At 37.4% G+C, this 22,886-nt stretch carries 19 protein-coding genes; 12 read left to right on the forward strand and 7 right to left on the reverse strand.

The features are described 5' to 3' along the window. Positions 1–2: 2 nt before the first annotated feature. The 5 genes from MHZ92_RS11630 to MHZ92_RS11655 all read left to right on the forward strand — a co-directional run bounded on the left by MHZ92_RS11630 (position 3) and on the right by MHZ92_RS11655 (position 5,827). Entirely contained in the window at positions 3–3,173 is a 3,171-nt protein-coding gene (locus MHZ92_RS11630; protein WP_239431869.1) for a DEAD/DEAH box helicase family protein, read from the forward strand. Between the two features lie 171 nt (positions 3,174–3,344). After that, complete coding sequence (locus tag MHZ92_RS11635; RefSeq protein WP_239431870.1) at positions 3,345–3,653, forward strand: hypothetical protein; 309 nt, start codon at positions 3,345–3,347, stop codon at positions 3,651–3,653. Positions 3,654–4,094: 441 nt separating this feature from the next. Beyond that, the gene (locus MHZ92_RS11640) at positions 4,095–4,439 is read left to right on the forward strand and encodes a YolD-like family protein (protein WP_239431871.1); all 345 of its coding nucleotides are present in this window, start codon (positions 4,095–4,097) and stop codon (positions 4,437–4,439) included. Positions 4,440–4,526: 87 nt separating this feature from the next. After that, positions 4,527–5,594: an MBL fold metallo-hydrolase gene (locus tag MHZ92_RS21500; RefSeq protein WP_304649574.1), complete on the forward strand. Its 1,068-nt coding sequence runs from the start codon at positions 4,527–4,529 to the stop codon at positions 5,592–5,594. Further along, the gene (locus MHZ92_RS11655; RefSeq protein ID WP_239431872.1) at positions 5,594–5,827 is read left to right on the forward strand and encodes a DUF3006 domain-containing protein; all 234 of its coding nucleotides are present in this window, start codon (positions 5,594–5,596) and stop codon (positions 5,825–5,827) included. Before MHZ92_RS21500 ends, MHZ92_RS11655 begins: the two co-directional genes overlap by 1 nt. 684 nt (positions 5,828–6,511) lie before the next feature. On the opposite strand, the gene MHZ92_RS11660 is transcribed toward MHZ92_RS11655, so the two are convergent. Continuing rightward, on the reverse strand, positions 6,512–7,597 hold the full coding sequence (locus MHZ92_RS11660; protein ID WP_239431873.1) for a DNA sulfur modification protein DndB: 1,086 nt from the start codon (positions 7,595–7,597) through the stop codon (positions 6,512–6,514). Between the two features lie 246 nt (positions 7,598–7,843). Here MHZ92_RS11660 and MHZ92_RS11665 point away from each other — a divergent pair, with 246 nt between their 5' ends. Then, positions 7,844–10,237, forward strand: coding sequence for a hypothetical protein (locus MHZ92_RS11665; protein ID WP_239431874.1), 2,394 nt, complete (start codon positions 7,844–7,846; stop codon positions 10,235–10,237). A 91-nt stretch (positions 10,238–10,328) separates the two neighbouring features. Here MHZ92_RS11665 and MHZ92_RS11670 read toward each other — a convergent pair whose 3' ends face one another. Genes MHZ92_RS11670 through MHZ92_RS11680 form a run of 3 tightly spaced genes read right to left on the reverse strand, consistent with a single transcriptional unit; the run spans position 10,329 to position 13,831 of the window. Then, positions 10,329–11,090, reverse strand: coding sequence for a hypothetical protein (locus MHZ92_RS11670; RefSeq protein WP_239431875.1), 762 nt, complete (start codon positions 11,088–11,090; stop codon positions 10,329–10,331). Further along, a complete protein-coding gene (locus MHZ92_RS11675; RefSeq protein WP_239431876.1) occupies positions 11,080–11,934 on the reverse strand; it encodes a hypothetical protein in 855 nt (284 codons plus the stop codon). The genes MHZ92_RS11670 and MHZ92_RS11675 overlap by 11 nt, the downstream gene beginning before the upstream one ends. Position 11,935: 1 nt before the next feature. Continuing rightward, entirely contained in the window at positions 11,936–13,831 is a 1,896-nt protein-coding gene (locus MHZ92_RS11680) for a hypothetical protein (RefSeq protein ID WP_239431877.1), read from the reverse strand. A gap of 360 nt (positions 13,832–14,191) precedes the next feature. On the opposite strand from MHZ92_RS11680, the gene MHZ92_RS11685 reads away from it, so the two are divergent. The 5 genes from MHZ92_RS11685 to MHZ92_RS11700 all read left to right on the forward strand — a co-directional run bounded on the left by MHZ92_RS11685 (position 14,192) and on the right by MHZ92_RS11700 (position 17,770). Further along, on the forward strand, positions 14,192–14,338 hold the full coding sequence (locus MHZ92_RS11685) for a hypothetical protein (RefSeq protein ID WP_239431878.1): 147 nt from the start codon (positions 14,192–14,194) through the stop codon (positions 14,336–14,338). Between the two features lie 411 nt (positions 14,339–14,749). After that, a complete protein-coding gene (locus tag MHZ92_RS11690; protein WP_239431879.1) occupies positions 14,750–14,929 on the forward strand; it encodes a hypothetical protein in 180 nt (59 codons plus the stop codon). A gap of 126 nt (positions 14,930–15,055) precedes the next feature. Continuing rightward, positions 15,056–15,178 carry a hypothetical protein gene (locus tag MHZ92_RS21420; protein WP_255723500.1) on the forward strand — a complete coding sequence of 41 codons (123 nt, stop codon included), beginning with the start codon at positions 15,056–15,058 and terminating at the stop codon, positions 15,176–15,178. Between the two features lie 171 nt (positions 15,179–15,349). Next, the gene (locus MHZ92_RS11695; protein WP_239431880.1) at positions 15,350–16,105 is read left to right on the forward strand and encodes a hypothetical protein; all 756 of its coding nucleotides are present in this window, start codon (positions 15,350–15,352) and stop codon (positions 16,103–16,105) included. A 156-nt stretch (positions 16,106–16,261) separates the two neighbouring features. After that, positions 16,262–17,770 (forward strand): hypothetical protein, encoded by a 1,509-nt coding sequence (locus MHZ92_RS11700; protein ID WP_239431881.1) that lies wholly within the window; start codon positions 16,262–16,264, stop codon positions 17,768–17,770. 403 nt (positions 17,771–18,173) lie between these two features. Here the strand turns inward: MHZ92_RS11700 and MHZ92_RS11705 are convergent, their stop codons facing one another. The 3 genes from MHZ92_RS11705 to MHZ92_RS11715 all read right to left on the reverse strand — a co-directional run bounded on the left by MHZ92_RS11705 (position 18,174) and on the right by MHZ92_RS11715 (position 18,825). Then, the gene (locus MHZ92_RS11705) at positions 18,174–18,302 is read right to left on the reverse strand and encodes a YvrJ family protein (protein ID WP_239431882.1); all 129 of its coding nucleotides are present in this window, start codon (positions 18,300–18,302) and stop codon (positions 18,174–18,176) included. A 71-nt stretch (positions 18,303–18,373) separates the two neighbouring features. Continuing rightward, positions 18,374–18,586 (reverse strand): DUF2922 domain-containing protein, encoded by a 213-nt coding sequence (locus tag MHZ92_RS11710; RefSeq protein ID WP_239431883.1) that lies wholly within the window; start codon positions 18,584–18,586, stop codon positions 18,374–18,376. 20 nt (positions 18,587–18,606) lie between these two features. After that, complete coding sequence (locus tag MHZ92_RS11715) at positions 18,607–18,825, reverse strand: DUF1659 domain-containing protein (RefSeq protein ID WP_239431884.1); 219 nt, start codon at positions 18,823–18,825, stop codon at positions 18,607–18,609. 209 nt (positions 18,826–19,034) lie between these two features. Between MHZ92_RS11715 and MHZ92_RS11720 the strand changes: the two genes are divergently transcribed. Continuing rightward, entirely contained in the window at positions 19,035–22,700 is a 3,666-nt protein-coding gene (locus MHZ92_RS11720; RefSeq protein WP_239431885.1) for an ATP-binding domain-containing protein, read from the forward strand. Positions 22,701–22,886: the final 186 nt, after the last annotated feature.

Genomic DNA, 22,886 nt, shown 5'->3' on the forward strand with positions numbered 1-22,886 from the left:
AAATGGTTAAAAGGTCTCCCACTAAAAGAAAATTACGGTTGAGTGACCAACTTATTCTCAATCAATACATGTTAAATCAGTTTGAAGTAGAATCCTTTGATAGTCTAACGAAAGATTTAAAAGAAGCATCATTAGAAGAATTAGATGTCGATAATATATCACGTTTTTATAAGCAGCTAACATCACGTTTAGTCCAAAGACAAAACCTAAATGATGAGATCTTGCGACAGTATGATGAAAATATTGTGCGTTTCACTTTGGAAATTAGTCAACATCGTGAAGAAAGAATCAAGTGGAAATACTTCCAATATCTATCCTTGCTCTTTACAGAAATATATTTAGATAAGTATTTTAATCAAAGAGAACGATTATTAATCGATTTGAATACTCTAGTTGCTATTCAAAATAAAGAGTTGGCTAAGAAAGATCATCTTTCTGAGTATGTAGAAGATGATTTACGGAAATTAGCATTCTGGAATGCGACTGGTTCTGGAAAAACATTATTGATGCATGTGAATATTAAGCAATATCTTCACTATTTTTCCAAAAAACACCGACCAGATGAGTTGGCAAATATAATTCTTCTCACTCCAAGTGAAGACCTATCTATACAACATGAAAAGGAATTTGTGAAGTCTGGGATGAGAGCTGGTTTATTTGATAAGACAACTGGAGCACTATTTAAAGGACAGGAAATCTCCATTATTGATATTCACAAAATTAAAGATGAGATGGGTGAAAAGACTGTAGCAGTCGGAGCATTCGAAGGGAACAACCTAGTTTTAGTTGATGAAGGGCATCGTGGATCTTCGGGAGACGAATGGAAGACGAAACGAGAGCAACTAAGTGAAAGTGGATTTGCTTTTGAATACTCAGCAACATTTGGACAAGCAGTAGCAAAAAAGAAAGATCTTATTGATGAGTATTCAAAATGTATACTGTTTGACTATTCTTATCGTTATTTTCATGCCGATGGATATGGAAAAGAGTATCAAATTTTGAATTTGCAAGATGATAAAGATGAAAAGGTACGTCATTTGTATCTTGTCGCCTGTTTACTGTCATTCTACCAGCAATTAAAAATCTATACTGATAATGAAATTTCCTATCGACCATTTTTCGTTGAAAAACCATTATGGGTATTTGTGGGCGGTAGTGTAAATGCACTCCGAAAACAACAAGGTAGGACTGTTTCTGATGTTACGGATGTCCTTCTTTTCATTGCTCGATTCGTGAAGGAAGAAAACGAGAGTATTGGGCTATTAAAGTCTTTATTAAGCGGCAAGCCAGGTTTGCTAGATGATAAGGAACAAGAAATCTTCAAAAATGCATTTACGTATTTAGCATCATTAAATAAATCAGCCGAAGAGATATATTTTGACACCTTAAAGATTTTGTTTAATTCATCGCAAGCTAGGACTACTCTTAGAGTAGAAAAGTTGAAGGGGCAAGAAGGAGAGCTTTCCTTACGATTAGGCGAGAATGACCCGTTTGGAGTCATTAATGTTGGGGATGCTGCACAGCTATGGAAACTGTGTGAGGAGTACCCTGAACTATTAGCAACCGAACGAGATTTTTCGGAATCCTATTTTCATAAAATCGACGAGAAAGATTCAAGTATCAATATTCTTATCGGTTCTAAAAAATTTACTGAGGGTTGGAGTAGCTGGCGTGTAAGTACAATGGGGTTAATGAACATGGGAAGAAGTGAAGGCTCACAAATCATCCAATTGTTCGGCAGAGGGGTTCGGTTAAAAGGATATGAATTTAGCCTTAAAAGAAGTGATGCACTAAAAGGTCTTGTTCCTGAAGTACCGAATTTCAAATACTTAAAGTACATTGAAACGCTCAATATCTTCGGGATACATGCAGATTACATGCAACAATTCAAAGAGTATCTTGAAGAAGAAGGTATTAAGACAGAAGTAGATTTTGAAGAGTTTATGTTGCCTGTTATTCTTAATTATCAAAAACGGAAAGTCAACCTAAAAGCTCTACGATTAAAAGACGGTATTAATTTTAAAAAGCAAGGGCCCAAGCCTATACTTTCTACTCCTTCTGAACCAGTACCCTCTTCACAAAAGGTGATTATTAATTGGTATCCAAAAATCCAGTTTAGAAATAGTCTTGATGGTGCAGGAAAGATGAGAGAAGTACAGATGGCTGTACTAAATGAGACAACATTAAAAAAACATCATATTGCATTTATGGACATGGAATCCATTTACTTCGAGATGCAACGCTTCAAAAATGAGCGTACTTGGTATAATTTAGTTTTATCCAAAGAAAAAATAGTAGAACTCCTAATCGATCAAACGTGGTATAAATTACAAATACCAGAACGAGAGCTAGAATTTAGCGATTTTAGCCAAGTTAAGCGATGGGAGGAAATTGCAATTGCACTTCTGAAAAAGTATTGCGAGAAGCAATACTTAAATGCAAAGAAGGCATTTGAAGCTCCTCATATGGAATACTACGAATTGGATGAAAATGATAAAAACTTTATTAATGAATACCAAGTGTATGCAGATAAAGAATCAGAAGAAGGTCTCATTGAGGAACTTAAGAAACTAAAGAATGCTTTGGAGAATAAGCAACTTTTAGATATCGAGTTCGGTCAGTTCAAATCATTCTCATACGGGCAACATTTGTATGAACCATTGCTTTCTTTTGACGGTAACTCAACTTCTATTCGTATTAAACCAGTTGCGTTAAATGAAGAGGAATATTTGTTCCTAAAGGATTTAAAAATATTTTATGAGAAGAATAAAGGTTTTTTTAAGGATAAAGAGCTTTATGTCCTTAGGAACCAATCAAGAGGACGCGGCATTGGTTTCTTCGAAGCGGGCAACTTCCATCCAGACTTTATATTATGGATGCTTTACAATAATAAGCAGTATATTACCTTTGCTGACCCGAAAGGTATCCGGAATCTTTCCATTACCGACCCGAAACTGGTCTTTTATCAGACGATCAAAGAAATGGAAGCGCGACTTGGAGATGATTCAGTTATCCTAAACTCATTCATCATTTCAAATACCTATTTTGCTGACCTTATTAATACTGGAACAACGCTACCTAAAGAAGAAATGGAATCAAGAAATATACTGTTCCAATTTGATGATAGGGAAACGTATATTGATACAATGATCAAGAAAATTATTGAAGCATAAATCTGACCGTTTAGTAACAATGATAGTTGCTAAACGGTCTTTTTATTTTTGAAGCACCTTCCTGCCATTGTACCAAGGTACTAATTATTAGCAATTACACACTTAAATTATCTGAAAAGTGTATTTAGAATGTGATATAATAACCATAAGAAAAATAGGAGGGTGTTACCTATGCTTAAATCACATATTATTTGGGGAAATTATCCAGAAACGGAGGATTTGATTGAAGAATTACAGCAACAGGAGTTGGCTATCATTACTGTCATCGATAATGAAATAAATAGTGGGTTGAAGAGGCAAGGGGATATTGTATATGCTTCAAAAGAATATGTCGAAGATGCTAGACTTAGCCAGGTAAGCCAGGTAACAGAATTCCACTATTATTATATTGCTCCACCCAGAAGGAAAGATGGCGTCGCTTGGAAGGTTAAGAAAGTGAATGGATTGTTACATGAATTTCTGTCTGATAAAAAGTGCTAGGCAATTGCACCGAATATGATATTAAATGTAAAAGGAAACTAATTAGACTCCTGAAAAGTGATAGATCTCAAGATATCCCATGTAGGGTCTTGCCAAAAAAACAGGGTGTTATTTTAGATCCAGTGATTTGTACCATCTTTTTTATTAGTGCCACCCTAATTAAGGTGGTTTTTTTATTAGTTGATAACGGAACACTTGTTCTGTACAATATAATAAAGAAGAGGGAGTTTGTGTGAAACTTTGGTTAGATAGATAATATATGGTCATGGGATGTACATTGCAAGTGATGGATTAATTAGTAGGCTGATTATAAAACTGTTGCTGGTTGATTAGGTATCATTCAGTGCATATTGTTATTTACGCCAAGCCAAACGAACCTTTACAAGTATTAATGTAATAGCACTTATACCCGTTGCTTATAGAGAGAGGATGAATCGTTTAATGAATATAGATGGAGAAATAAAAGATCGAGGGCGAATTAAATGGACAGCGATGATGCTGCCAGAACATTTAACTGAACTAAGAAACTGGCACACTGAAGATGATAGGACTGTCCGGCCGGAACTAACAGAATGGGATTTGGCGGCCATTCAAGAAGAAATTGAAATAGCATATAGACGAAAATGCGAAACGTTAATAAAGACTTGGCGGAACAATCACATATTCGAATACCAGGGTATTATCGAAACAATTGATCTACATAACAAATTAATCCTGCTTGCAGACCCATTTGGCGATCTCCAAATCTCAATCGAACAGATTATATCTGTACAAAGTATCAACTGAATAATTCTAGTCTTTTTTGTTAGGAGAGTATAAAAATAAAAGGACTATATAATCCAATATCGAATTAAGGCACTAGGGGGGGATAAAATGAATGATTTGAAATTGAAAAGGCTTTTTTTAGTTTTTATAGCGTTTGTGTTGATCGTCGGTTTTATGCCAACGGTAGATGCAGCAACAAAAGAATTAAAAGTGCATTTTATTGATGTAGGGCAAGGGGATTCAATCCTGATCCAATCGCCAAACGGTAAGAACATGCTTGTGGATGGTGGTCCGAAATCGGCAGGAAACCATGTTGTCGAATTTCTGAAGGGAAAAGGCGTTAAAAAACTAGACTACATTGTAGCTACTCATCCGGATGCAGACCATATTGGCGGATTGATTGAAGTATTGAATACGTTTAATGTTACTAATTTTGTAGACTCAGGTTATGTTCATACGTCACAAACTTACTTTGAATTACTGACGCTAATTGACAAAAAGAACATCAAATTTTCCGTTGCTGAAGAATTGGATAAAATCCCACTGGATCCTCACATGATTATCCGAGTTCTATATGCTGATGAAAATGCAGAAGAAAGCAACGATGCCTCAATCGTTTTGAAGGCGACATACAACAAAATATCATTCTTATTGATGGGCGATGCTGATACGGCAATCGAGGACTATATTCGGGGTAAGTATGATGTTTCTGCCACTGTTCTCAAAAACGGTCACCACGGATCAAACACAAGCAGTTCAGCTGCTTTTATCAGTAATGTATCACCTAAGGTCGCCATATTATCATATGGCAAAAATAACAGCTACGGCCATCCGAATTCAGCTGTCGAAGTAAGGTTAAATAATATTGGCGCGAAAACTTACAAGACAGCTGTTGATTGTGATATAACAGTCGCAACGGACGGTGTAAAACATTTTGTCTCAAATAGCTGTGGAAAAACCGTTGCCAAACCTGTACCAAAGCCAATAGAAAAACAAGTAGCTAAGCCAAAACCAAGCGGCGATCCTACAAATGGAACATATGTTATTCCAGGAGCACCAACAGTTTTTAAAAACTGTACGGAGCTTCGAAAATACTATCCTAAGGGTGTGAGTAGCAGTCACCCTGCATATTCCCCTAAACATGATCGGGATAAAGATGGGTGGGGGTGTGAGTGATGAAAACGAAATATACACTCGATCGAATTGAAAATGATATGTATGTTTTATTGGAATATCCTACTGAAGAAAGACAGCTTTTGATACCGGTTAATAAATACACCGGAAAGCTTGCTGAAGGTGATATTGTATTAATAGAAGGCGAAATGATCGTAGAAGTATTAAAACAGGAAACGAATGATATGAAAGAAAAAGTGAGCAGCTTGCTCGAAAGATTGAAGAACAAGAAATAATAATATTAGGGGGTTTATTAGGGAATATTGTTGGTTGGAATAAATTACCAAATAACAAAATGTTGTGGGGCTTAATTCGCATATGAATTAAGTCCCTGTTGTTATATTAACAATTGATTGACTTTATACGTTATATTAGGACAACAGTTATCATACAATCTTTCAAATGATGCATATGTTTCGTTACTGCATAAACATAATTCCTCTTAAGTTAGAGAAAATCCTTCGGAAGTGTTGAAGTTGTACCCCAGTTTCCGATAGAAAAGTGACTAACGCGTGAAAGAATAGGTTGAATGCTATCATTTTTTCATAGAAAATCACGCTTCAAGACAAGTAACGAGTGCCAAAACTGCTCGTCAAACTGCAATTCACGATTGCTCGAAAAATAATGATTTTCGATTGTCTCGAATGCTCAACAAGCAATTGCTTCCTAACCTCTTCACTTCTTTTTTAATGCAGATGGGGAAGTCAAGTGCACCTGTTAAATAGAAGAATTCATCGGTAAAGTAGTCTTAGTGGCTTTCTGAAGTTCCAAATAAATGTTCTATGTACCTTTTGGTCAATATAAAAACACAGCAGTAAAAGGTTGTTTTTCTTGAAGAAATGAGCCGCTGAGGCTTATTTTATCAGAGCTAATTGTATGGTGGAATTTAAATGAGCGGCTCATAATTGAGCCGCTCATTTTTATTTGTTAATTAGTTTGTTTTTTAAAGCTTCGTATACACCATTAATACCTGCGCTGGTTCCTGTAAATACAAACTTATTCTTTTCAGGAATATAGCTACCTCCATAACCTTCCCATACAGAACTACTGTGGGACCAATCAATAGTGCCTAATTTTTTAACCTCGCTTTGCCAATCAAGGTTATTTTGAACATAAATTACTTCGTTTAAATACTTTCCAATCCCTTGTAAGGTAGCCGCTGTACCAATAATGTATCTATCGCGATTAGAAGCATCTTCTGGTAATACTTCAAATAATAAATTAAGAATTTCATCTAGCGTATTGCGATATTCAGTATAGGTTTCGATGTCTAATTTGCCATCTTTATCTTTATTAGCCCCTGTAATGATATAACATAGCATATTTCTTAATGTGGAGAGAACCATGAGCTTCCCTTTGTTACCACGAATTTGAGTTTTTTCAGTTTCAACCTCTAATCTTAGTAATTGTTCATTATTTTTAGCTAAATCTTTAGCTAATTTACTATATTGATCGCTTGAGTCAAAGTTTAGTGCAATTGATTTATTAGGTTTACCAGCTAATAGATTTAAGTCATGGAATAATTGTTGTTCCCCTTTTTGGTCAATTCCTGTGAAAATCACCACAGGAATAGTCATATTTCCTAAGGTGTTAAGTTTTTGTTTAAGGATTTCTATTTCGTTATTATTGGTTGACTTCTGGATCTTATCCTGCAAATTCTCGATTGCCAATTTAATTCCTTCATAACGATGTTGTCCATCATTTATAGAAAAAACAGTGCTAATATCAACGTCAATAGTTGATTCATCCTCGTTATACTGAATTTCATTTTTACAAGTTACTGTAATAGCACTTAAAAACGTCAATCTTTTTTTATCAATACCATCTAAAATATACTTTGCTATTGATTTGACACGAGCTTTATTTAATTTTCGTTGAACTTCTGGAAAAACCTTAAAGAAATTTTCAAGGTTATTGAATGGAATCATTGTTACATAAGTGTCTCTTCCAAATTGCCTGCCCTTCGAACCTTTAAATGAAATTATAATTGAATTTGCTACTGACATTTTATCACCCCAAATTTATTATGTATTAAATTTACCACTATTAACAATCTGAAGCAACATGTAATTCAATTAAAAGCCAAAATAACGAGCCGCTGAATAAAACAGAAATGAATAGGGGTTTCGTAAAATGCACCCTCGTTTTTAATTTTTACAACTACTATTGATAAATAAGGTTGACAAGTGAATAGATTTGTTGTTTAATAGCTTCAAAGCTGAGCGGCTCAAATATAATAGGAGGTAATTGATATGATTAATGTGAAAAATGCAGGAATTACATTAGATGAGGTGAAAATGGTCTGTAATTTCGAAAGTGCTCAAGAAGTTATTTCCTTCCTGGTAAGTAAAGGATATTGGAACAACGACAAGGCATGGAGATATTTGGGTGACAATGAAAATAATTACTCCACTATTGGAAATCAGCAAAGCCATCCTGTCTCTTCAATTGTAGAAAAGATTGTTAATTCATTCGATGCAATTCTAATGAATGCAGGTAAAGAGATGGGAATTGACTTATACAATATTTTAGATCCAACTAGGACTAAAGAAAATATTTTAAAATACATTCAAGCATGTAATAGTACTGCTTCAAATGTTAAAAAAGTTAAGGAAGATATTTCGCGATTAGTTGCAATTTCTTTAACAGGTGGTACATATCCTGATAATCCTAATGTTACAATTGCAGACCGTGGAGAAGGACAAACGCCCGATAGTTTACCGGATACAATACTATCATTGAGTAAAAGCAATAAAATTCGAATCCCAATTGTTCAAGGAAAACATAATATGGGGGGAAGTGGTGTAGCAAAGTTTACTGAGCTACAAGTTATTGTTACTCGTAAAAATCCAGCTTTGGTAAACTCATCAAATCCGCGTGAAAGTGAGTGGGCCTTTACAGTGATCAGACGAACACCACCCACTGGTAATATGCGCAGTTCTGTAGTTGAATATCTAGCTCCGATTGCCGCGGAAAGGAATCCGAAAGAGGGATCTGTCTTAGGGTTTAGAGCAGATGCATTTGCAATTATGCCGAATACAAAAGCTCTATGTGGTACAGAAGTGGGGTATGGAACATTTATCAAATTGTTTGACTATGAAATTGGTGCACACAAGAGTAGTATTCTTTTAGATAATGGTTTGGGGCATGCTATTAAAATGCGCTTACCCAGAATGACATTGCCTGTTCGCTTTTGTGAATTCCGAGAATTTAGAGCACAAGGAGGGAAGAATGTATTTGCAGATGGTTTGCTAGACTACTTTGTTGATTCTCGTCAAGGGGATATAGAAAAAGGTTTCCCAACGCATACTACCATAACAGTGCAAGGGGAAAACTTAACTTGTTCTACTTATGTGTTTAAGCGAAAAGCGCTTTCAGGATTCTTACGTGGTACAGGTGTCATTTTTTCTTTGAATGGCCAAACTCACGCAATGCTTAATAAGGCAATTTATACACGTAAGCGGCTTAAACTAAATGAAATAAAAGATGATACATTAACAATTATTGATTGCAGTCGTTTAACAAATGCGGCAATTGAAAAATTGTTCATGAACAGTCGTGATCGTTTAGTGGATTCTCCTTTCGCTGATGAGGTTATGAAGGAACTAGAAAATTATCTTGCTAATGAAGCGGGTCTTAAGAGATTAAATGAGGGCCGTATTCAAGAAATGATTAAAAATAGTATGGCTGAAAATAAGCCATTAGCAGATGCATTAAAGAAAGTCGTAAAGAATACAGAAGTATTAAACCAATTATTAGATTTGGGTATTGATATTCCTGGTGATGAGGGTATTGGTTCTGGAAATAATAAGGGAGAGGAAAGTGGGGGAGAAAAGTTTGTAGGAAAAGAGACTCCTACCTTCTTTAGATTTTATAACCAACAAAATGACTTTGTCTTTAAAGGAATCAATCAAGAAGGAAAAAAAGCTCGCGTTAAATTTGAAACAGATGCAATTAATGATCTTTTCACACGAAAAGGGTCGGATTGGAATTGCCAATTAATGTTATTGCAATCTGATTCGGAGTTTATATCATTAGATCACTCACTCAATCTAAAAAACGGTAATGCCTCGCTGTTGTTTAGTCTCCCAACTGTTTATAAGGAAAATGATGTGGTGCAATGTCGATTTGATGTGAAGAGTGATATAGCAGAGAAAAATTTCAGTAATACATTTGAACTTACACTTGTTGAACCTTATGTATCATCAGGTGGTGGCAGTTCTAAAGGAAATAAAGGTGGTAATGGTAGCGGTAAAGGAAATGCCTCATCTAAGAGTAAATTAAAACTACCAAATATTTCCTCTGTTGTAAAGGAAGACTGGGAACAATATGATTTTAATGCTAAACGTGTTTTAAAGATTATTGACAGTACGGATTCTTTAACTTTTGTGTTCAATGTAGATAACACAATATTAAAGTCAGAGGTAAATTCTGCTCGTAAAAGTTTGAAAGAACTTACTAAAAGTAAGTTCATTTACGGAATGACAATGTTAGGGCTCGCAGCATATTCTCTTTTGAAAGAGGATGATGAAAATTCTAAGGGATTTAACACATTAGAAGATGTTGAAAAAATTTGTGAGGCTTATGCTCCTTTTATTATTCCTACATTAAACATGTTAAATTCTATAAGTGGGGTAGAAGAATAATACAAGAAATCGAGTATTTGTGCCTTAAACGTAAAGAGAGCATGTGCGTACATGCTCTCTTTACCATCCTCATAGCTTTACCGGCAATCCTTCAGACCAACACATCAAGCTCCGCAACATTAACATAATAACCAAGATACTCCATAAAAATCTCCTTAAGCTCCTCTATCTCCAACATCGGCGACATCACCACTGGATAGCTTTTATTAAACTCCAAAAGGACTTGCCGTCCAACACGTGGATCATCGCCTAAGTCGTCTCGCCACGTTATTTTCTTCTTTAATACACTGGATAGCCCTAATTCATCAACAATCGATAAGATATTAAAGACGAATTGTTTGTTACGGAAGACTTCGTATTTAATCATATAGTTAAAGAGGTCCAAGTTGTCGACGATGACCTCGTAATAGTATTTTCGGGTTGCTTCGTCTTCGACTAGGTCAGTTATATATTCAGCTCCTATTACCGTCTTGTAAATGTAATTTTCCCAGTCGAAGTTCTTCAGCACAATGTTGTTGAAGTTGGTGATGCTGTCTTTGATCTCTGGGTATTCCCGAAGCAGGAAATCACGTTTCTTTAAGACAAGCAGCGAGTGCCAAAACTGCTCGTCAAAGTGTAATTCGCGATTACTCGATAGGTAGTGATTGCCGACTGTTTCGAATGCCTCTAAAAATAATTGCTTCCTGACTTCTTCACTTCTTTTCGCTATATAGATAGGGAAGTCAGGAGCTTCTTTTATATAGACGGTTTCATCGGTAAAGTAGTCGTCGTTGTTTTCGATCGTGTCATTCAAGAAGTCATTGTAAAACTGTTCGTTTTTCTTGTATCCTTTGTTCAGCAGTTTAATCTCCACTTGCTTCCAATCCTTTCACAGCTGTCGCATATTTTTCAATGACGCGGTCGGAAATTTTGTAGATCACTTCGTCAAGCGAATCGACATCTAGTTCGTATACCATCTTCGCTTTCATGAGTCGATACAGCTTGGCATCTAGCTGGTCCGTTGGCAATTCTACATCGTCCAGGTAGACATGGCCGTCTTCACCATACTCAGGATTGGTCGCGAAACGGTGTAATGCTTTCTGAAGTCCCATGTAAATGTAAGGGTTGTTTAACGTCCCGCTCATCGGCATGCCAGCGAATTGTAGATCTTCATTTTTGTAATGAATGACAATCGTTTCACTACCGAGTTCTACTTTAATATCAGAATTTAGAGCAGTGTCGATCTTCCGTTCGAATAAGTCGAACGGTTTAGTGGAGCTGCCTTCAAAAATAACCGTATTCGAAAAGCCGAGAAGTGCATGCTTCGGTACGACGATGTCATCCTTGAATTCTCGATAGAAGTCGTTTATATCCTCATTGTCACGGAATGAAATGGCAGTCGTAGCTTGAATGCTCATTTGGATAGACGTTCGAGTATTAATGGATAAACGAGATTTTGCTATTTCGATAGCACGTTCATCTGGCTGCAGTTTGAAGAATTTATTATCCTTAGACTGGATAATTAAGAAAAGCTGAGCCTGCTTTCGAACGAGCAGCTTTTTTAGAAAATCAGATTCTACTTCGTATTCGATGTCGAAACGATACGTATCCGTATTCTCCTTCAGATCAACGTTCAACATAAATCCGCCGCTCTCATAACTGTTCGATGTATTCGTAAGCACTGGGTAAGGGAAGTTGGCATCCTTTTTGTAAATCATTTTACACCTCTACATAATAGACGAATTTCAATGCGCGGTTGTAGTTGTTTTTAAGATCGAAAGTCAATTCAGCTACGCCTTGATTGATCGTCACGTGATTTATTTTATTGTTGTTCAGTGAGCATGTTGAGCTAGTGGATTTATCGATGACTTGACTGAAATTGTCTTTCAGTTTGAATGCGCTTCTGTATTCTTGGCCCATGCCATCAATAATGGAAATGCTAACATTGCAAGTTGCTGCTTTCTTAACTTCCTCGTTGCTAGAAAGATTGAATCGAACGATTTCTTTATTCCCCATAAGCAGGCGTTCTACAGTGTTTGGATGAACGTTAAAAATGCTAACTGGCTTGTCATCGGTTGAATCAGTATCATCCGCAGATCTATCCCTTTTCACCGGTCTGATTGTTGGCGGTGTCAGTTTTTTGCGGCCCCCTGGTTTCTTTTTATCATGACGAGGTGGTAGATCATCGTCCATTTTGACAACCGGTTTCTTCTTATCGATGACAACTGCACCCATCGCTTTCGATAATTCTTGTTTGAATTGAATTTCTGAAACATATAGCAAGTCTTTTGTATCCATTTTGCCATCAGTCGGGTTATGCTCTTTTACCGCTTCATCAATAACAGCAGTCATCGCTTTCGACAAGTTGTTAATGAATCGCTTCGCTCGTTTCTGCAGAACGGGATCTTTAATGTGATCATGTGTGAGTTCCGTATGTGACTCGTTTTCTAGTGACTTTAAATACGCATCTTCTTTCGGACCGCCGATTAATACTGCGTTGAAAGGCTGATTCGCCTTGTTCTTCACTTTTTTATCTTCGATTTTCATTCCGATTGTTCTGATAATAGCGACTCTGCCTTTTGGTATTTCCTCATCGTAACGGAAATACAGGTTGAATTCATAATCGTCTTTGCCGTCAGATACTTGGAGTGGACGGGCAGGCTGTTCTAAATAAGTGCTCACATAGAGGGGGGTGAATACCTGCTTCATGTCTGCAACATTTTGGGTGTAGTATTCCGGATCTTTTACATATTCCTGAATGTTGTCGGCGTTAATTATTCTGCCATTGACGTCGACTTCTAATTTATTCAGAAGGATCGAAACGAAGAAGCTGTCGCAAACGCTTCGGATAATTTCTGTTTCATTGCTATATTCTTTTCGTAAGAACGGAATGATGATCTTTAAGCCGCGCGTTTTCTTTTCGAAGACTTCGTGGAAGGTGTTCTCAAACGGATAGAACTTCGTTTTATTGGCATCTAAATATGTAATATCGGCGAAATAGCCTGTGGATCGGTAACTTTGGCCTTCAAACTCGTGCTCGATCAGTTGCACGGTACCCCCCAGATGTTGATCTCCGTCGGCATCGCAGTTTGCGAAATACATGACATTTAAATCTGAAGCAGCGTTGGAAGCGATTTTACCAACCCCATGAGATCCGCCGCGAGACGTTTCGACAGCCGCATCCTCTTCCTCTGAATGGACCCCTTTGTTATAGGCGTAAATCGCCCATGTGTCTTTAGGTGAATTGCTTTGGCCATTTCTAGCGCCACTCAAGCCTCTCGTATTGGAATCTTCAAAAGAGATATAGTGAACATCTTCTTCCTCGGATGTTTTTACCATATGTTCAATTGCTTCTTTTGTATAACTGTTACGTCCTTTCAAACAATGAATGCGTTCGATTACTTCGCCAATGCCAGGGACGTCTTTCTTTTTAATCGTACCTGTTGTGATGGAGAACTTAACTGGACCTTCATAGCCAAGCAATCTTCCATCCAACGAGTTTTGGATGTTTTCACGGATCAAACCAGCTACTTTTAAGTTATAAAAACGTTCAAGTATTTTATTGAAATTGGATTCTTCTATATTAGGAATCGGGGAGAACTGCCAATAGGACATACTGCACCTCACGTGGGTTTTTATATTTTATCCATCATGTCTTGGATCTAAGACATATAGTTAAAGTATATGGGAAAAGGGGAGGGGGATCAATGTATCTCGTAGTATTGTTTTAGGTAAGTTCACCCATAAGGTCATTAGATTAATTCTTTCATTCATCAGTTCTTATTTAGAATATGGAGGATACGGGATAGCTAAAATCTAAAATGGCGATGGGATTTTGTGTGAAGGAATAGGTTGCGAGACTTAATGAATATAATTTTCTTACTAGTCTTACTATGGTAAAATGATTATGCAGCTGAATATTGTTAGGGTGGTTGGTTGTCGCTCTTCTTTCCTGTAAGGAAGGAGGTGATAATCATGGAAACATTTCTTGAATTTCTACGAGAAGTCTTTAAGGGGATGGTGCGTGGAGTTAGTGCAAACCTCTTCCAGACACATGTACTAAAGAACAAGAAAACCACCCTGCGCCGTCGCAAGCATAAGGGTGGTTCGCACAAAAAATAAAGTTTTGACAACCACCACCCTGACGGTAGAGGTTGCAGAGAGAAGCAGCTTGCGCCTCTCTCTTTTATTATATTCTTATTATACTTAAAATAACCATCAAGGTGAAGTGAAATGGTATCGTTACTGATTTGTCTTGATTAATGATGGGATGAGTCAGTGATATTGTTAACCGAATCTTTCCTCTCAAAATACAAATGCAACCGATACTCACAAATCGTCTCCCCCACTAAAACAAAATTATTTTACGGATATTGGATGGACGATTAGTACCGTCGGTTTTTTTAAGGGATGTTTGTTCAGATAAAAGGAAAATATTTACTCATCATCTTAACAGATTAGCACGAGCGGGCATTTTTCCCACTTTATCTAGAAGGAGCATTTTACGTAAATTCATCTCTCAATGTTAGTTCAATGATTGAGGGATTAAAAAAGCTCAATGAAGAGAGTGAAAATGAAATAATTGTTACGGTAATAGGGGAAGTTGTTTTCAGAGATGGCCAATTCGGTATGCTTGTAATGGATGAAAAGAAATTTAATTTAAACCGAATACGTTTGCCATCTCTTATTATGTCGATTGCAACTTTGTTTTAATTTAGTCTTAAAAAACAGGGAAAATCGAGTCATTTCAGGTGCCAGGTTCTCATTGAATTCTGAATTGTTTTAGAACCTGATACCCTTCAATAAAAGTATAATAACTTTTTAAAAGGGGTGTTTCCAATGATAGTGTTGGACATTTACGGTAAAATTGAAAGAACAATGGTTTCAGAAAAAATGAAAATTTATATAGACAATTTACCCGAAGATTGGAAGGAAATGATTAAAGAAACTATTTTCGAGTAGATTCGTAAAATTGAATTTAACAGAAAGGAACAACAAATTAGGTATGGTAAGGCACTTAATAACCAATTCAACTATACAATAGCAAAGAAAGTAGTAGAAGCTAATATAGGAAATATAAAGGGCTATTCCTTAGATACTCTTGAAAATTGTATTGATTGTATTCTTGAGAATATGATTTATATTGAATTTGATTATGAGTATAGCGATATGCCATTTTTTGATTGGACAACGAATTGTTTTGATGGTAGGTTTTGTGAAGAAGATTACTCAGAAAAAATAGTGAAACTATTAAATTTCATGAATCGGGATAATAATGTTAGAGCACACTTTAATATAGTTTATTCAAGTAATAACGATTATATTAGTGTTATACCAAGGATTACTACGACATTATCGCTTAGATTAAATTCAAAATTTAAGGGATTTAAAACAAAAGACGAAATGGTTTATGATTTAAAAAAATGCGGTGAATGTATTGATAATTTCCTTCAATCTGAGAGTGATTACTATAAATTAGATTTTATAGTTGAAGCGTTAAATAAGGAAAATGACTACAAGCATTATCATTTTTTAAGGATATTCACAATCCTTGAAATGCTGTTACTTAACAAAAAGCAAAAAACACATGAAATTGATAACTATATTAATCCTATTATTAAACAAATTTACAATAAGGATTCGGACCAAGCGACAATATTATTAAGACAGATGAGAAATAAAGTGGGGCATGGTGATTTTAAAGGTTTTACAAAAAAAGCATATGAGTTTGCCGATATTTATATGAAGAATTTTCAATTTGATTATTCCGAGTATAGCCGTTTAAATTGGATTCTGTTGCACATATGTTGTCTATTAGACGACATATTAAAAGAAGTATTAAATCAAAAATTCAATACTGACAAATATTTTCAAATGACACATGCATAGATGAGTAGGAAGGGGGCGTATGTCTGAAGTTCTTTACACAAGCGTTTATAAAGCTTAAGAGGGTGTGTTCAAAAAATGAATGTTGATTTCCGTAGAATATCGGAGGTAATGGGAACGTTTCTTACTTACTCCGATATCTTTAATAGGAAACCCACGTTGAATGAAGTCATTGAAGATATTAGAAAAATTGAATTAAAAAAAGCGCTAACTATAATATCCAATTACAGTTTATATGGTGATGAACAAAAAAAGGAATTAGTTAAACGACTGATCCCATATATAGGCAACTCTGAAGTTTTAGGAGGGATAGAAAGGACATACTTATTCGGTTTTTTGAATTTGAATTATTCTTTAAAAATGTTCATAGCATATGGACTTGAAAATCCAGTCAATAAAATCTCGAGTGAGTACGGAGATTTTTGGCATGTTTTAATAACTATAATGAAAATTAGTGATTTGATAGAAGATGATTTGGCTGATAATGTGCAACTCCAACAGACCATTCAAAAAATGTGGCTGGTAAATAGAGAAAGAACATTTATGCCAACCCTTGCTAGACAGCAAATTTTTTTTGGTGATATATCGACTAATCCATCAATATTTGGAAATGAGTTCATTAATATTCATCAATATTTTGAAGATGAATACGGTTACACCATTCAAGAATATATATCAGTACTAACGACTGTATGTGCCAAAATAGAAACAACAGAGTTGAATTTTGAAGATCAAAAATTAACTGGAATTCCTAGAGATTATTTCAACACAACAAACAAACGAGAAGTTGCTGATAAAATCATTTATAGCTTAACTTCTGATTTAACTGAATTAAAGGTCCAAGCTAAAAAGAGTTTGAATAATTTTTATGATAATGAGTATCTTATAAATTCACCGTTCTTTGAATATGATGGTCATTATGTTTTATTTTCACCGCCACTTTTAAACTTGGGATTATTTGATGGCTTATGTTTTAAATTACAAAAAATTTGTAGTAAGTATAAAAAAGATTTCTTTACATTTTTTGGACGTTTATTTGAAAAATATGTTGAATTTATTTTGAGTGATGCTACTCAAAAGGCAAGCATCCCATATCAATTTTTACCAGAGTACCAATATGCCACCGGAAAGAATTCTTCTGATTCCTATATAAAACTTGGAAAAAACTTATTAATTATTGAATGTAAGGGCGGGCGGATAACTAAGAATGCCAAAATAAACGCTGATTTATTGGAAACTGAAGAAAACTTTCTAAAGTATGTTATCAATCCGATAAACCAGGCAAGTGCAGCCTATACTGACATATTAAAATTGGATCCCGATAGGTTTAGTGATGTGAAAAAAGTATATATTTTGTCCGTTGGATTACAAAGATTCCCCAAACTACCTATGTATCATGAAAGGTTAAAAAATGAACTGGTTTTACATCAGCAGATAAAACATTGTGATTATCTAAGTCTCTCCGACTTAGAAGTTATCGCTACATATATTGAGAGACAAAAAAAGAGTTTATTTAAATTTATAGATAGTAAGATGAATTATTTTGATTATTATCCTTATGATCAATACTATGCTAAAAAATATGGAGAAGTACATTATTTTTCACTGCATAAACAAATATTCTCTTCTTTAATAAAGGGTGTAGAAGAAACTCTTAGAGAAAATTAGGTATAAGCGTTTAAAATTGATTCGAGGTTCACAAGGTTCTTGTTGAATTAATTAGTTATCGAGAACCAAATGTTCCTCGATAACTCCGAACAACAAAACCCTTCCACAGTCACGTGAAATTTTGGTGCTAGGTTCTCATTGAATTTCGTATTATATCAGAAGGACATAGAAAGTCCTTTTGTCAGGTTTTACTATTCTTCTAGAACCAGGTTCTCTACAATTCAACTGGTGTAAAAAAGCCTTAGGACACCGAGCCATTCCTCTCAAAATGCCAATGCAATCGATACACACAAATTCTTTCATCCAGTCAAACAAAATTTCTTGTAAAAAGGTACCAGGCACCCGACAATTAAATTTGACGGGTGCCTGGTACATTTAATTATTCATGACTATTGAATGAAGTTTAATTCACTTTTAAAGAAACAAGCGCATTGTGTATGGCCTCGAGTTTCGTTTCAAGACGGTGCAAGAGGTAAAAAGATACAAAAATCGGAAATCCGATTTGTTGTATGAAATTTAGCCATTGTTCCATTTTGAATTCGCCTCCTCATTTTTAATGATAAAAGGCTCCCCAGCCAAGCCGGAGAGCCTTTTTACTTATGCTTATACTAGATCTTCTACGGTACGTTCGATAATGCGGGCGCCTTTTACGGTTGCAAGAAAAGAGCCGTCCACTTCAAAAACTTGTGAATCGATAATTTCCTGCATGGCTGCCTCCACTTCGGCTGGTGTCAATCCAGCTTTTGGCTCGTCCACTGTTAGGGATGTCTGTTTTCCCGCAGCCGTCGTGAAGTTCAATTGTAACGTTTTCGCCATTCCTCATCTCCCCTTTCTACTTAGTTCATAATGTCTGCTGTTTCGACTTTTTCTGCTCCGATGAATGGATATTCGGAGAGCTGTGCCAATTGTGTAAGGGCGTTGTGTAGGTTGTCAGCCGTCGCCCCTTGTGCGATGTTGCGGTAAGTTTTCGATTTTCGGATCATTTTCCCATCCTCCGTCATCCCGCCGTCGAAATACACCTTTCCAACTGCATTTCTGAATTCGATTGTCGCCATTTGCTTTTCCCCTCCTTTCACTTACTATATAGACTTAAAATGATGAAACGGATACTTTCTCAGTAAGTTTTTATGTCTTCTGAGATGCTCGGTTGTAATGGGAATCTAAGTTGCAGAAAATTAAGGAACAGTTTCATTGAATCAGGTATAATGTAGGATAGTTCAATAGATTAAAAGAATGGGCTAATAGATTATGAGCAGGTGGGGAAATGAATTTTTTTAAGTTCTTAACTACTAAGCGAGACGATACATCGACAGAACACCAGATAACAGAAAAAGAAGACGTGAAGATAGATTCATTTCCACCTGTCCGTCCTATGGTGGATGTAGATACGCAAGCTTACCTATGGCAACGTGATCTGGAAATGAAAGAGCAAGCGAATCAGCAATTGATAGCCAACCAAATAAAATCTGATGAGCTCATTACCGAGCAATCAAGAGAAATTGAAAATTTGAAAGGGATCATCCGCCAACTTGAAGCGAAAAATGCAGAACTCTCAATGCGGCCAACAACAGAGGAGCTAGCTCAGAAAGATAGGCAAGTTCAACAATTGGCAATACGGTTGAAAACGGTCATCCAGAGCCACGTCCCCATGGAATCGTACGAACAGGCGAAACAGGAGACGGTGCTTGCAGAGCAAAAACTACGTACAATGACGGCTGCGGCAGAGCAGCTGAAAGCTCAGGCGGACCTACTTGAGGTGGAAGTCCAGTCAAGTACGCCAACAGCTATACATATGGAATTGGAGAAAAAGTACGCGGTACTGCAAATGAGCCATTCTCTACGAATGGTGGAAAACGATCGGTTGGCTAAGCGGTTAGATGAAATGGAAAGGAAATTTAACCAGTTACAACAGTTCACTGAAGCTATGGAGACGCCGGCGTCTGCCGCTCAGGAACATGCTGCGTCGGTCGTAGATGAAATAGTGATCGAAGAGACTTCCGTCCAGGATCATAACGATAAAGAAGATTTCTTGGCTGTCTTTGAAGAAGCGATTGCTGTACAGCTTGAGTTGGAAGAAGAGGAACTTGAATTTTACGCAACTCCTCCCGTTTTATCACATGAACAGGTTGTTGACCAACCAATGCTTGCTGAGAAGGAAATCGATGAAGATCAGATGTTGCAGTCAATGTCTGAAGTGATGTTGACGACTATGTCTTCATTAGAAGAGACGAAGGTGCCTGAAGAGTCCAAAGCTCCTTCATTCCCGGCCTATAGTGAGTCCTCATTTCTACCGCGGGACGATAAGTCGGAGTATGGATTTTTGCGTAAAGTAGTTAGCATCATTAAGTCTTTAATGAGACCAATCCGGAAAATTGAGTTTGACAGTACATATGGGGTGGATTACGCATCCGCATATGCGGAAGGGATTATGCGTAAGCAATCATACGAACATAATCGTCGTCTGCAGGGGGTTGAAGATAAGCCTTATGTGGCGCGTGTCGATTATGTTACGAAGAACGGCCCGGAAACGATGTACATCGGGGAACAAAGCATCGATGGATATGTCACCTCTTGGAAGGCGGAGGCAGCTTCGCTCTATTATTTGCGGACAGTCGGCCAACCGATATCCCATAAGACGCTCGGTGATGTCATCGTTGATTATATCCGACAAATTGATATACGAAGTGGTAGTATCCAAAAGCTCCATCCGCCACTCACCGCATCGAGCCAATATTTCCAAGATGAAGGACTGGTGTCAGCACTGTCGGATAAACGTGGAGTGGACATGCAGGAAATTGTAGCAACATTGCAGCGCGAGCAATATGAAATCATCCGACTTCCGATGACGAAGCCGATTATCATCCAAGGGTCTGCCGGAAGCGGGAAGTCCGCCATCGCGCTTCACCGATTAAGTTATCTGCTGTTCAAGTACGAAGACCTTTCGCCTGAGCGCGTTGCTATTTTAGGGCCCAATGAAGCGTTCTTGGCACATATTAAAAACGTACTGCCTTCCCTTGGGGATTACGGCATTAAACAGACGACATTCCTCAATTTGGCTTGTGACATCCTTGGACTTTCGCCGTCAGGTATTAAGCGTCATAACGTAACGGAGCTCGAACTTATCAAAACGAAAGGCTCCTTGGAATTCCAGGCAATTGTACAAAGAAAGACGATGGGGAAATTCAACGATCTTAGGACTTGGGCAAAACCCGTAATAGCCGATTCAATTGCCGTTCCAATCTTGCCGATCTTGAGGGAAATGGAAAGGTACCCTGACTTGTCTTTGAAAGAGAGGGAAAACCTATACTTCAACTTCTTCCTGAAAAGTGTGCAGAAAGAGATGAAGGAACGGAATGAAGTAGCCCGTGAATGGAAGCAATGGGTGCGGGACGAAGCGAAACAGATAGAGAAGCAGGAAACTGCTAGTTTGTCTCTCTTCCAAACGAATTTCATTTCCGAAAGGATTACTGAACTGGCTGAGAAGTGGATGAACCTTGCAGCTGCTCATGCTGAAGAGTCATCTCCAGTGACGAAAAAGAAGGTAGATGCAGGCCGTCTACAGTTCATCGCAGCCATCCAACATGCCATCCAATTGAAACTAGACGAACATGGGGAAAATCTAAAAGGATGGCTTTCCCAAATGGTGGACGAGTCGCTCATCTCAGAAGACTGGCATAAGCATATGAAGCGGAAAATGCGGGAAGAGAGGGAGGTCGTTCTTCTTCAGCATATTGTTGCACAACGCGAGGAAGTATTCAGTACAGCTAGGTTGACGGAAGATACGGTCGTTAAAGCACGGCTCGAAGAAGTTCAGGCGCAGCTGTTGCAGGAATTTGCAGTGGAAAAGCAGGACTTCTTTGAAAGACGGAAAAACCAAATTCAGCAGGCGTTGTATACGGAAAGTTTAGCTGGAATTGAGCGTTCCTATTACCGACAGATTTCGGCGGCCTTACAGAGGGAGTATAACCTCCAGTACAGTTTTAATCACCAGCTTTCCGGGTTTGTGTTTGAAGAAGAACTCGCCTTGTCTGCTCCTGAAGAGAAAAGTTTGCGTAATTACGTGAAAAAGAACTTGAAAGCGGATCTCTTTAGCTGTTATGAAGCTGCGGTTCAAGCTGCGAAAGATGAAGGAATGCTGCCTGCAGAACACGACAGTTCAAGTGCCATGTATTATGAAGACTTACCGGCACTCCTGCATATTGATAGGCTGTTGAACGGTGCACCGAAAAATCATCTTCTGTCGTACTTGATTGTCGATGAAGCACAGGATTATATGCCGTATGAGATCACCGAACTGCATGCACTTACTCGAAAGAATGGCATCATGCTCATAGGAGATCTCGGGCAGAACCTAAACCAAGCCAATACGCTGCAAGACTGGAATGTACTTGGCGAATTGATTGGCGACCTCTCGCTGCATGAGTTGAAAGCGACGTACCGCTCAACAGCTCAGATTGTAGAAGTAAGCAATGAAATTATCGGGCCGTTTGCTTCGGGAAAATATTCGCTTTCAGCAGAGACGTTCCGGGAAGGCAACCCGGTTGAGTGTCTACAGTTCGTCGAAAACTTGGAAGAGAAGGTATTGATTCACATCCTCGAGCATGCTGTCTACGAGAGCAAGTATGAGCCAGTAGCCGTCATTGTGAAAGACGAATCGCAGATCGAGCGGTACCATTATATGATCGATCCTTATTTCTCTGTCGCAATTCAGACGGCGGGTACACTGCCAACAGGTACAAAGGTAGTGATCACGACTCCTTCAGCTGTAAAGGGTCTCGAATTCGAAGCTGTCGTCATTACTCGTTTCAACGAGTATGCACCAACTGACGAAGATCGTAAATTAGCCTACGTTGCGACAAGTAGGGCATTGCACCAGTTATATATGATGGTGGAAAGAGGGAAGTCTTGTTTGGTGGGTACCGTAAGCTAAGTATACGTATCACGGTTTAGAAAACAGAAGGTAGTCTAATATGAAAGCCGGATTTTGGTGATTATCAAAATCCGGCTTTTTTCCTTGCCCATATATCTTGAAATAGAAGTAAATACTAAACAGGAATTCAAAATTATATGGTAAAATTGTTGCAGGTATTTTTGTTTAATTACCTATTACATATTT

It is taken from the genome of Sporosarcina sp. ACRSL (assembly GCF_022346605.1).
Lineage (GTDB): Bacteria > Bacillota > Bacilli > Bacillales_A > Planococcaceae > Sporosarcina.